Below are 14,291 nucleotides of genomic sequence, written 5' to 3'. Positions count from 1 at the left end.
ATGTCCGGTAGCATCGTTTGTGTATAGAATTAGGTTAAAATTGGGAGAAACCCTTCTGCCTCCAGCATAGCTGCCTTCTGCCTTCCTTCCACCAAAGTCTAATTATTCAACCGGACATGATATCAGAGCATTGACTGATATTGGTAAGTGCCTTTTTTGGTCGAAAAAAGTGTAAGCTTTTCGGTCTAAAAAGCTCAAAAAGCTAGTATTTTGGGATGATTATGGCAGAACAATATTGGGACAAATATATCCGACTACCCTCCTCTATAATTTCTATTTCTCCTATCTCCTGTCTCCTACCCCTACCAACAGACTTTCCATACGCAAACCATAATTAGACTAAAGCGAACCTTTTATGATATACAGGTATATTATGTAGTTTTAATCAAAGCAGTAAGTATCCCTAAGAATTCTAGTGGGAAAATTCAGCACCCTGCCTGCCGAGTCAAATTTTTGCCAGGAATGCTAGAGATATTGGAAGCAAGGATACGGAGTGGGCGGTAAAAGTCGTTTAGTGATCGCTATCTGAAATATAATTTTGATTTGATCAGTTGATGTGCTAATATTTGATGATATAATCTCAGTAAGTTTAGGGATGTATTTCAGTAAGTTTAGGCATATATAGCAATGAGCGCTCAGGTATTTACAAGGCCCAGCTCAAAGTGCAATCTAGGAAAGGTGTAGAAAAAATAATGTGTAAATATGCCAGCGCACATTGCTATACATATTAAAAAATCAGAAAACTGGGAACTTTTGGCCTAGATACTTAGGAGCCATGTAAAAATAAGTTGTACAAATTTTATCTGGGATAAATTGTGAAATATAGCTTCCATTAAAAAAACTGTTCCGGTTATTTTTACATGAGTCCTTAATACCAAAGTACGTGGTTTTAAATTTTAATAAATTACTTGGCAAGGAGTAAAAAATGATACAGTTTTATTAGGCTGTAGAGATAATATTCTCCAACCGCACAACAAGCCCATAAAACCATCAGCAAATGAAGGGAATTACTATGATAAGTAGTTTCTGTTAATGGAATCAACTTAAGTACAATTAGAAAAAAATCAACTATCAAATTAGAATGAATCAATGCTAGATAAGATAAATCGTTATGCTCATGGGTTTGTAGCTGTACCAGTGATTTGTGCTTGTTCAGAAGCAGGGGTATTTGACTTACTATCACAGAAAAAATCACTAAAATCAGAAGAAATAGTAGAACATCTAGCAGCCAATAGTGGACATTTAATGGTAGCTCTGCGACTGCTAGAGTCACTATCATTCCTGTATCGCTCTCAAACACAAGCATATATATTAACAGAACAAAGTCAACAACATCAAATCATTCCTAAAGCTCTGATGAGCTTATATAAATATCCATTTGAATTGTATTTAAAAGGAGAAGTAGAAGCAGAAATCAGCAGTTGGATTAATTGTTCATCTCGAAGATGGGATACAGAAAACTCATTACTCAGTGATTTATTGGATGGAGTATTAATTATTCCCCTGCTGCTAGAACTCAAAAAACAAAACTTACTTGATGAATCAAAAAAAATATTCAACACATTAACAAATTCACTCAAACAAGAATTATCCACACTATTCATCAATTTAGGATGGGCAGAAGAAAAAACAGAAGGGCTATATTTAACAGATATAGGTAGATTTATGAGTGACAGAGCCTTAAATTTAGGAACAACAGCATCTTATGCTCCTATGTTGTCACAAATGAAAGAATTGCTATTTGGAAATCCTCAGAGAGTATTTCAAAGAGATAAAACTGAAAATGAAAGACATGTAAATAGAATATTAAACGTAATAGCAAGTGGCTTTCAACACGAAAAGTTTTTTGCCGACACAGATAAAATAATCATATCTATATTTAACCAACAGCCAATAGAAGAACAACCAAGCTATATAGTAGATATGGGTTGTGGGGATGGAACCCTACTGAAACGAGTATATAAAATAATCAAACAATTCTCTGCTAGGGGAAAAGTATTAACAGAGTATCCTATCATCATGGTAGGAGTAGACTACAACCAAGAAGCATTAGATGTTACAGATAAAAATTTAGCAGAGATTCCCCATCAAGTAATTCCAGGAGATATAGGAGCACCAGAAAAATTATTAGAGCAATTAAAAGCACAAGGAATAGATCCAGAAAAAGTCTTACATATTCGTTCATTCCTAGACCATGACCGACCATTTATAGCTCCCAAAAACACAGAAATAGCTCAAGCACGCTCTTTGTTAGATTATAAAGTAGTAGATGTAGATCCAGAAGGAAAACTTATACCACCTCACATAGCAGTACAAAGTTTAGTAGAACATCTAGAAAGATGGTCATCAATAATCACCAGACATGGACTATTGCTCTTAGAAGTACACAGTTTAACACCAGCAGTAGTAAAAAAATATCTAGATGAAAGTGAATCTTTGCATTTTGATGCCTATCATGCCTTCTCAATGCAACATTTAGTAGAAGCAGATGTGTTCTTGATGGCAGCAGCAGAGGTAGGTTTATTTTCGAGGAAAGAAGTTTTTCGTAAGTATCCTAAAATGTTACCATTGAGTCGAATCACAGTTAATCATTTTGAAAAGCGTGAATATCAGATACGGTATGCAACGACAAAAGATATACCTAGTATGTTAAACTGTGCTACAGTTAATCAGCCTGCGAACGAATCTTTGTTTGAAGTTTTATTAAAACAAAATCCAAGAGCACATTTAGTGTTAGAATATCAAGGTGATTTAGTAGCAGCAATCCTCACAGAAGTTAACAATTCTACTGAGGTACTGGAAATTAGTGAGTTTTTAGTAAGGATTTCTGTAGAAAATTGCCAAGCCTTAGCAAAAGACTTACTAGAATTTGTAGAACAGTGGGGAATAGTCAAACCAGGAATCAAAGAAATAGATGGATTGTTAAAGTACCATGAAGCTATATCAAACTTTCAAAACTCACAGTGGAATCAATCCTCAGTTTTAAAAGAAAAGTTCACAGAAAAAGTAGCCTTACACCAATTAGCTACATTAGAGCTATGTGATTTAATGGCTCCAGAATATGAACTAGAAGCCTTTGCAGCACGTTGGCTTTTGCGTGTTTTTCAAGATATGGGTGTATTTCTCAAAGAGGGTGAATCTTATCTAGAGTCTGAGTTGATTTCCCAGCTAAAAATTTTATCACGTTACCAGAGACTTTTTAGTGCTTTGTTGCAAATTTTGCATAAGCGTGGTATTCTGAAAATTGAAAAAGGCAGAGTGTTAACATTAGCAAGATGTAAGAGTTTTGCTATACAAAATGTTTCGTCTGAAGTTTCTGCTTTTCATAAGTATTTTTCAGAAAAATATCCGGCTCATTTATCCTGGTTAACGGTAGTAAAAAGGTGCTTAGATAAATATCCATTGATTCTACGTGGTGAAGTAGATGTTAATGAAGTAGTTTTTACTGATGGGGATATGGAGCTATTTGCGGGACTATTTCTAGGACATCGTGTTGCTGACTACTTTAATGAATTGCTAGCAGATGGGGTTTGCTGGGAAGTAGAACAACGTTTGTTAGAAAATAGGGCGCAACCTATTCAGATATTGGAAATTGGAGCAGGGACAGGAGGTGTTACAGGAATATTATTAGAAAAACTAGCTTCTTATGGAGAGCAAATTGAATTCTGGTTTACTGATATTTCTAGCACTTTTACACGTTATGGTGAGAGTAAATTCAAGCCGTTTCCTTGGGTAAAATATCAAATTTTTGACATAGAAAAATCTATTGATGTTCAGGGAATCAAATCTGAAAGTTTTGATGTGGTAATTGCTAATAACGTACTCCATAATACAAAATTAATTCATCAAACCTTAAATAACAGTAATTCACTATTAAATACTGGTGGATTATTAGCATTACTAGAGTTTACTCAACCAATTGATATCCTTTTATATTTTGGAGGATTGCTTCAAGGATTTTGGTTATTTGAAGATCCAGAAAACCGATCAGAAGTTGTTTGTTTACTGAACATACCACTGTGGCAAAAAGTTCTCAGTGACTGTGGATTTGATGAAATAATCCCATTAGGATTACCCTGCGAGATGCACGATCTTTCTAAGGCTAGAGAGTCTGTTATATTTGCTCGAAAACATCAAGTGCAGGCAATAACATTTTCTGAAGAAATTCAACAAAATTTGACGGAAAATGGGAAGCATGGTCAGACAGAAATAGATTCTCCTAGTATCACTTCAGAAGAAAGTACATCCAAATTAGAAATTTTTGAACAGGAATGTCGAAAATTATTAAAATCTCTACTGGGTGTTGAACGTATGGAAAGCTTGTCTGCTGACACACCACTAATGGAATCAGGAATGGATTCACTGGAATTATTAGAATTTCGTGCTGTTATAGAAAGAAAGTTTGGGATTAAATTAAAGTCTACCTTCTTTTTTAGTTACAAAACTTTAATAGCGGTAGCAGAGTATCTTTTAGAAAAGGATAGTCAGACAGAAATAGATTCTCCTAGTATCACTTCAGAAGAAAGTACATCCAAATTAGAAATATTTGAACAAGAATGTCGAAAATTATTAAAAATTCTATTGGGTGTTGAACGAATGGAGAGCTTGTCTGGTGAGACACCACTAATGGAGTCTGGAATGGATTCATTGGAATTGTTAGAATTTCGGGCTGTTATGGAAAGAAAGTTTGGGATTAAATTAAAGTCTACCTTCTTTTTTAGTTACAAAACTTTAATAGAGGTAGCAGAGTATCTTTCAAAACGGGAAGATATTAACTTGAGTTAGTAGGACTAGGACTGAAAAAAACATTTTTACGACATGAGGTAAAATTTAGAATGAATTCTAATGACAACATTGCACTACCAAGAATAGCAATTGTAGGTGTGTCCTGCAGTTTCCCGGGAGCAGATACTAAAGAAGAATTTTGGCAGCTACTTAAGGAAGGTCGGAACTCAATGCAGAATCTTCCTTCAGAACGTTGGGGAAATCTATTTGATTCTATGAGTTCGGAAATAGATTTATCTACTCAACGTGGTGGTTTTTTGACAAATATAGATTTGTTTGACTCATCCTTTTTTAGAATTACTCCCAGGGAAGCACAGTTAATGGACCCGCAGCAAAGGTTGTTGTTAGAATTGTCCTGGGAAGCAATGGAAGATGCGGGATATGCAAGTGATACATTAAAGGGTAAATCAGTAGGGGTTTATGTAGGAGTTTGTCACTATGACTACAGAAGTTTATTAGAAAAAGGTTTGGAGACAGCCGAAATAGCTCAAATTGCTACTGGTACAGCTCCAGCAACTTTTGCCAATCGCCTTTCATATTTTTATAATTTTCACGGCCCTAGCTTAACTGTTGATACGGCTTGTTCCAGCTCTTTGGTAGCAATGTATGAAGCAGTAAATGCAATACGTCGTGGGCAGTGTCAAACAGCATTGGTAGGAGGCGTTAATTTAATGTGTTCTCCTGTTAATAACCAAGTTTATAGTGCTGCGGGTATGTTATCTCCTGATGGAGTCTGCCGGGTTTTTGATGCGGGTGCTAATGGGTTTGTCAGGGGAGAAGGAGGGGCAGTAGTTGTACTTAAAGATTATCAAAAAGCTTTGACAGATGGTGATTCTATCTATGGGGTCATTCGCAGTGTAGCAGTGAATCATGGAGGGCAAGCAAGTTCTTTTACTGCACCAAATCCCCAAGCTCAGGCAAAATTGTTGGAAGAAGCTTATAGGGAAGCTAATATTGAGATAGAGTCAGTAGGTTATATTGAAGCACATGGTACAGGTACATCACTAGGAGATCCGATAGAGGTCGAGGCTTTAAATGAAGCGTTTAAACGGCTGAGTTCAAGTGGTAAGTTGCCGGCGAATAGTTGTGGTTTGGGATCGGTCAAAACAAACATTGGTCATTTGGAAGGGGCAGCAGGTTTGGCTGGACTAATCAAAGTTTTGCTGTGCATGAGGTATGCAACTCTTCCATGTTCATTAAATTATCAGCAACTTAATCCTGATATTGAATTAGAAGAAGGTCCGTTTTTTGTGGTGGACAAGCTTCAATCTTGGGAAAGAAAAGTTGATCAGGCTGGAAAACCTTATCCACTTAGGGCAGGGTTGAGTAGCTTTGGTTTTGGTGGAACAAATGCTCATATAGTTCTTGAGGAAGGAGTCAATAAGAAGGAAGAAATAAGAGGGGATAAGGAACCTTCAGTTCATCTATTAACCCTTTCAGCTAAAACAGAAACTGCTCTTTCAGAGTTGATCAGTCGTTATCAAAAATATTTAAACAGTAATATAGAATCAAAGATAGCTGATATTTGTTACACTGCTAATACTGGGCGAGTCCATTTTAACCATCGACTAGCAGCGATCGCCTCAAACAAACAGGAGTTAGTAGAAAAACTTAAGGAATACCAAGCTGGGGAGGCAACAGCGGGAGTATTAATAGGGGAACTTGCAGAACGCATAAGAACACCGAAATTAGGTTTCTTATTCACAGGTCAAGGTTCCCAGTATGTCAATATGGGAAAACAACTGTATAAAACACAGCCTGTATTCCGTGAAGTATTGGATAAGTGTGACACGATCCTAAGTTCTGAAATAGAATGTTCTTTATTAGATGTTCTATATAATAAAATTACAGATAATCAAGATTCATCCCTAATAAACCAAACAGCTTACACTCAACCAGTTCTGTTTGCAATAGAATATGCCCTATGTAAATTATGGGAATCATGGGGAATTAAACCAAATATAGTAATGGGTCACAGTGTGGGAGAATATGTGGCTGCTTGTGTAGCAGGAGTCTTCAATCTTGAAGATGGTTTAAAATTAATAGCTGCTAGGGGCAGGCTGATGCAACAGTTACCTTCAGGTGGAGAAATGGTTTCTGTGATGGCTTCAGAATCTACAGTTAGCAGACTCCTAGAAGCTCACAAAAAAGAAATAGCGTTGGCGAAGCCCGCCGTAGGCATCGCAGCAATAAATGGACCTGAAAGCACAGTTATTTCTGGAGATTCTGTAGCAGTAAGAGGTGTAATAAATGACCTAGAAGCAAAGGGCATCAAAACTAAAAAACTAGAGGTATCTCATGCTTTCCATTCACCATTAATGGAACCAATGTTAGGAGAGTTTGAAGCTATAGCTAATCAACTAACTTACAATCAACCTAAAATACCTATTATATCTAACGTTACAGGTACAAAAGCAGATAAGACTATTGCTTCCCCTCAATACTGGGTTAATCATGTCCGTAAACCTGTAAGATTTGCCCAAGGAATGGAAACGCTACATCAACAAGGGTATGAAACCTTTATAGAAGTTGGACCAAAACCAGTATTGTTAGGAATGGGCAGGCAATGTCTACCAGGAAATGTAGGTGTCTGGTTGCCATCATTACGTCCGGGAGTTAATGAGTGGCAACAAATGCTATTGAGCTTAGGAAAATTGTATGTAAAAGGAGCCAAAATAGATTGGTCAGGGTTTGACTCTGACTATAGTCGTCAAAAAGTAGCATTGCCCACATATCCATTCCAACGGGAACGTTATTGGGTAGAAACCAACAACAACTTCGGGCCTCAACGACAATTTTCCCAAGGGGAAAACCTTCATCCCCTATTAGGTCAAAAGCTAAATTGTGCAGGGGAACAAAAAATATTTGCATCACAAATAGGAGAAAACTCACCCAACTATCTGAGGGACCACCGAGTATTTAATCAAGCACTATTTCCCACAACAGGCTACCTAGAAATAGCAATAGCAGCAGGAAATCACCAATTAAAAACATCCTTTATAGTAATAGAAGACCTAACCATAACTAGAGGATGGATACTAGCAACAGGAGAATTAACCAGTTTACAAATGTATCATTCCTTAGCTCTGTTAATGGTGGCTTTTTTATTAACTATTGAAGAGTTACCTCAAGGATTAATGTTGGCAGCTGGCTATGCTTTTATTATTGGCATAGCAATTTTTTCTGGNCAATAAGTGTAGGTTGGGTTGAGGGACGATCTTCGGAGCTTATCCGTAGGATAAACCCAACATTAGTAAGGTTTTGTTGGGTTTCACTCCGTTCAACCCAACCTACATTTTTAGGCGTGTCAGTCCAGTAGTGGATTGTTTCACCTAAAGTAGTGCAGAGCGCTTTTTTCGTCACCCCATCACCCCATCACCCTATCCCCCCATCACCCCATTTTCTAATGCAACATTTAAGATGAAACAGTCCAGTAGGGTGCGTTAGCGCTAGCGTAACTGAGCAATACCATATATATAGTGCCTTTGCGTAAGTCCTGCTATTATTACAGCGCTTTCTGCTATTATGAGGTACACCCCGAAGCGGGCAAGATACCCACACTACAATATTTTCACTATTATACCAATTTGAAAAAAGAATGTTACGAATAGTAAGAGCGATAAAAAGACTTTACATGAGATGTCCCTTTGACAAAAAAGATAATTTACGCCCTAAAAAATGGTATTAAAGCCATCCATTCTGACTCCTGACTCCTGACTCCTGACTCCTAATAAATACCCTAGATATTTGTAGCAAACATTTATCAATCTGGTATTACATCGTTTGCCCGAAATATGCTGTATTAAGTATTATTAAGGAAAAATCTTGATTTTAACGCTCACTTTAATCCTTGAAAACCTTGTTTTACAATGGTTTTGAGATGCTTTTCACCCCGTGAGCAAAGTTGCCTAAGTGATTATAGCATTGCATAAACTAGAAATAACTAGGAATACAAAGCATTAGTAATCACTAAATTTTGAGGAAAATGGAAGAAACAACAGAACTGTTTGGCCCTTTAAATGAGCCAGAATCTCCTCTTAACTATAATTTTGTTATCGGAGAGCAAAGTAATGTTCCCTTGGACAAATTTTCAGGCTCTGATGAGGATACTAATTTACCTCCGGTGTTAAATGTTAAAGAGGATACTGATGAGATTCTACTAAAAAGTAATATCGATTTTGAAAATTCATCTGATGACTTCAGAAATGCAACTGACCAAAGCTCTACAGATGAGAAAGCAGTAGTTATAGGTCGGTTTGAACAGGAGGATTTAAAAAAAGACTTAGGAACGGAAAACGCCGATTTGTTAACAGGTTTACCCAAAGAAGAATCTCCAGAGAATTCATCAGAAAAACCCACTGATGTTACTTTACCCAAAGAAGAGAAAACATCTGTAGAGGATGATGGAGAAAAATCTGAAACAGATGTCGTCAAGATTCAACCAGAAGCAAAATCTTCAAAGACAGTAACTAATATTGCTTCATTAGAACCAGAAGAGAAAGTATCGCCAGAAGTATTAGAAGCGATCGCTAATGGAGAGGCCCAAGAACTTTTAGTTTCATTAGACACCACTGAAATTGATGCTTTGGTAGAAGCTCGAATAGTGGAAGAAGGTTTAGAGCCAGGTAGCGACGAAATCTTAGAATACAAAGCAGAATTGCTGGCAGAACTAAAAGCAGAGGTATTCTCTGATTTACCAGAAGGATTTGAAATTATAGATGATTATGGTAATTTGCCAATTTCCTTTGTTCGGTTTGAGTCAGAAGCAGCTTTGCAGGAACTGTTAGAAAATGATAACGTTTTAGGAGCAGCAGTTCCTGAAGTTTATGAAAAATCCCTAATAGAAAGTTTACCTATAATCAATCAACCAGAAGCAGAAGCAGCCGGATATACAGGGGATGGTACAACTGTTGCAGTTCTTGATACAGGAGCAGTTCCAAATGCTCCTGGTCTTGAAGGTCGAGTGGTGGTAGCTCAAGACTTCGCCCCTGATGATGGTCAAGATGATGACGATGGTCATGGAACGAATGTTAGCGCCATTGTTGCAGGAGTTGCACCTGAGACCAATATTGCAGCACTAGATGTTTTTGAAGGTGGTTTCTATTATGACCAATACCTAATCTCTGCCTTCGACTGGATAATCGAAAACAGAAACACTTACAATATTGAAGCCATCAATATGAGTCTTGGTAACGACCAAAAATTTACAGATCCGCGAGCAGATAATGGATCTGCTCTAGGCCAAGCCATTGCTGAAGCCAAATCAGCAGGTATTCTCAGTATTGTTGCCTCTGGAAATGAATACTACACAGATGGAATTTCATCCCCTGCAGCTTTTGAAAGTGCGGTATCTGTTGGTGCAACGTATGACTCCGTAGGTACTTGGGGAAATGATCTTGGTGAAGTAGATCGAGTAGCCATTTTTTCTAATAGTTCCCAATTTCTAGATATACTAGCGCCTGGAGCCTGGATTACTGCTGGAGGATTAGAAAGGTATACTGGGACTTCAATGGCAGCACCCCACGTTGCTGGAGCAGTTGCGGTCTTATCTGAAGCCTTCCCTGATGAAAGTCCAGACCAAATTCTGCAACGGATGCTCAATTCTGGTGAGCCTATTACAGACCACCGCAACGGAATTACTAAACCCAGACTTAATCTAGGTGCTGCATTAGAGATAGAATCTTCTCGACCTGACAACGATAATTTCTTAGATAGCGAAATCCTATTTGGTACATCAGACAGCGACTCTGGTACAAACGTTGGTGCTACCGAACAGTCTGGAGAACCAAATCACGATGGTTTTGGAGGTGGTAATTCTCTTTGGTGGAGTTGGACAGCACCCTCTTCTGGGGAGGTGACAGTCAATACTTTCGGTAGTGACTTTGATACTGTATTGGCTGCCTATACAGGTGCTTCGGTGTCAAATCTGAGTGAAGTTACCAGCAACGATAACAGTGGTTCTAACTTACAAAGTGAAATTGTCTTTGATGCAGTAGGAGGAACCACATATCATTTTGCCGTAGATGGATATTTAGGAGCTACAGGCAATATTGATCTCGACCTTTCACTGCAAACAATAGCCGTAGATAACGATAACTTCTCTAACAGTATATCCTTAAGTGGTTCATCTGCTAGCACCACTGGCAACAATATTGATGCTACCATAGAATTCGGAGAACCTTTTCATGCTGGAAACTTTGGCGGTAGTTCAGTTTGGTGGAATTGGACAGCACCGAGTACCGGAACAGTAACTATCGGAACTAATGATAGTGATTTTGATACTATACTGGGGATTTATACAGGTTCTTCTGTATCAAATCTGACTGAAGTTGCCAGTGATGATAATGGAGGTGATGGATTACAAAGTCAGGTAACTTTTGATGTTGTTGAGGGCACAAATTATAAGATTGCAGTTGATGGATATTTTAGTTTCTTTAATGATTTTGCTGAACAGGGTAATATCTTTTTAGATATAGCTCTGGCAACATCACAGATATCTAATGATGATTTTGACAATAGTGCTAATCTCAGTGGTACTTCTGATAACGCAACTGCTAGTAGCATCAACGCTTCCATAGAATTTGGAGAACCTTTTCATGCTGGAAATTCTGGTGGTCATTCCCTGTGGTGGAATTGGACAGCACCCAACTCGGGATTGGTGACTATTGATACCTTCGGTAGCGATTTCGACACGCTTTTGGCAGCCTACACAGGTTCATCAGTCTCCAACTTAATTGAGATTGTTAGCAATGACGATAGTAGTGGTCTGCAAAGCCAAATTGTTTTCCCTGCTGAAGCTGGAACTAACTATCAAATTGCAGTGGATGGATATGCTGGAGCAGCGGGTAATGTTGAGTTAGCTTTGTTATTGGAGACGGATACCCTAGTCAATGATAATTTTGCTGGCAGGATTTCTTTAAGCGGTTCACAGATTAATGAAACAGCTACGAACGAGAATGCAACTGTAGAGTCTGCGGAGCCTTTTCATGCAGGAAACATTGGTGGTGCATCCCTTTGGTGGGATTGGACTGCTCCTAGTGATGGTACTTTAATCGTCAATACTGGCGGTAGTGATTTTGATACAATACTAGCTGCTTATACTGGTTTATCCCTCTCAAACTTAACCGAGGTAGCAAGCAATGATGATAGTGTAAACTATGGTAGTCAAAGCGAGATTATCTTTGATGTCGTTGAAGGTGAAACCTACAATATTGCAGTGGATGGATACAATGGTAATGTTGGTAGTATTAACCTGGAACTAATTCACTCTACCTTTAACGACCAAATCGATCTATCTAGTACTTCCTTGGAAGTAACTCCACAACAAGTTAACCCTGGTGATTTTATTGAGATTGACTTTTCCGTAGAAAATACTGGCAGCAATGATGCTGGTGGGTTCTGGGTAGACTTCTTCTTATCTGAGGATGGTAATATCGATCCACTGGAAGACTACCTACTTGGTTATACCTGGGTAGAAAGTGTGCCAGGGAACAGTAATAGCGGAGTGCTAAGTAATAGTTTTTCCCTACCTACTATAGACTTCTTCTCTTGGGATGAGGACGCAGATTATCAAATCGGTATGTTCGTTGACCGTTTTGATTCTGTTCCTGAGACTGACGAATCTAACAATACAGATAGTGAAACCATATCTACATCTATTACATTTGAAGACCAAATTGATCTATCTAGTAGTTCTTTGGAAGTAACTCCAGATGAAGTTAGTCCTGGTGATTCTATTGAGATTGACTTTTCTGTAGAAAATACTGGTAACGATGATGCTGGTAGCTTCTATGTAGACTTCTTCTTATCAGAAGATGGTAATATTGACCCAGAAGAAGACCTCTTCCTTGGTTTTACCTTAATAGAAAGTTTAGCAGGAAATAGTAACACTGGAGTGTTAAGCGAAAGTTTGTTGCTACCTACTATAGACGGTTTTTCTTGGGATGAGGACGCAGATTATCAAATCGGTATGCTCATTGATAGCCTCAGTCAGATTTCTGAGACTGACGAATCTAATAATACAGATAGTGAAGCCATATCTACATCTATTACATTTGAAGACCAAATTGATCTATCTAGTAGTTCTTTGGAAGTAACTCCAGATGAAGTTAGTCCTGGTGATTCTATTGAGATCGACTTTTCTGTAGAAAATACTGGCAGCGATGATGCTAGTAACTTCTATGTAGACTTCTTCTTATCAGAAGATGGTGATATTAACCCAGAAGAAGACTTCTTGCTTGGTTTTACCTTAATAGAAAGTTTAGCAGGAAATAGTAACACTGGAGTGTTAAGCGAAAGTTTGTTGCTACCTACTACAAACTCCTTCTCTTGGGATGAGGACGCAGATTATCAAATCGGTATGCTTGTTGACAGCCTCAGTGAGATTTCTGAAACTAACGAATCCAATAATACAGATAGTCAAGCCATATCTACATCTACTACAACCTCAGCAGAACCATCTTACACAAACTCCCAAGTCAAAATTAATGGGGAATATGAACCCATTGCAGGTGACTTTAATGGAGACAACAATACAGATGTTCTCTGGTATCAACCAGGACCAGGCCAGGATTTCATCTGGTTCTTCAACTCTGACAATAGTTACCAGAGCAGTCCCTTCAAAGTCAATGGTACTTACACGCCGATAGTGGGAGATTTTAACGGTGATAGCACTTCAGATATTCTGTGGTATCGACCAGGGCCTGGCCAAGATTACATCTGGTTCTTTGATCAGGATGGAAATCGTACCAGTAGACAGTTCACAGTTAACGGTACTTACACTCCAGTAGCTGGAGACTTTGATGCTAGTGGTACTACAGATATTCTCTGGTATCGACCAGGTACAGGTCAAGATTATTTATGGTCTTTCAATTCCGACGGTAGTTATAACAGCAATCAGTTCACAGTTAATGGTACTTACACCCCGGTAGCTGGAGACTTTGATGCCAGTGGTACTACAGATGTTCTGTGGTATCGACCAGGTACAGGTCAAGATTATTTATGGTCTTTCAATTCCGATGGTAGTTATAACAGCAATCAGTTCACAGTTAATGGTACTTACACCCCGGTAACTGGAGACTTTGATGGTAGTGATACCACAGATGTTCTGTGGTATCGACCAGGTACAGGTCAAGATTTCATCTGGTCCTTCAATTCCGACGGTAGTTATAACAGCAATCAGTTCACAGTTAACGGTACTTACACCCCGATAACTGGAGACTTTAACGGCAATCTCTTCTCTGATATTCTCTGGTATCGACCAGGTACAGGTCAAGATTATTTATGGTCTTTTCAATAGATATGAATTAATATCATGTCCGGTTGAATAATTAGACTTTGGTGGTCCGAAGGCAGGAGGCAGCGGGAGCTGGAGGCAGAAGGTTTTCTCTCATTGTCACCTTAATTCTATACACGCTCCGATGCTACCGGACATGATATAACTGATATCATCAGGGCTTACGCAAATTCACCTTGAAAACGCGATATGTAGGGGCGATTCGCGAATC

General features: G+C 38.4%; 3 protein-coding genes. All 3 read left to right on the top strand.

All coding sequences use genetic code 11. The annotated features are described in order from the left end of the window. Positions 1-1,089 precede the first annotated feature (1,089 nt). Positions 1,090-4,785 (top strand): phosphopantetheine-binding protein, encoded by a 3,696-nt coding sequence (locus F6K54_RS02805; RefSeq protein WP_293074149.1) that lies wholly within the window; start codon positions 1,090-1,092, stop codon positions 4,783-4,785. A gap of 50 nt (positions 4,786-4,835) precedes the next feature. Beyond that, entirely contained in the window at positions 4,836-7,979 is a 3,144-nt protein-coding gene (locus tag F6K54_RS02800) for a DUF423 domain-containing protein (protein ID WP_293074147.1), read from the top strand. Between the two features lie 791 nt (positions 7,980-8,770). After that, complete coding sequence (locus F6K54_RS02795) at positions 8,771-14,083, top strand: S8 family serine peptidase (RefSeq protein WP_293074145.1); 5,313 nt, start codon at positions 8,771-8,773, stop codon at positions 14,081-14,083. The last annotated feature ends 208 nt before the right edge of the window (positions 14,084-14,291 follow it).

It is taken from the genome of Okeania sp. SIO3B5, assembly GCF_010692555.1.
Taxonomy (GTDB): Bacteria; Cyanobacteriota; Cyanobacteriia; order Cyanobacteriales; family Microcoleaceae; genus Okeania.
The sequence above is the reverse complement of the archived record's forward strand: the minus strand, read 5'-3'. Positions and strand labels throughout refer to the sequence as shown.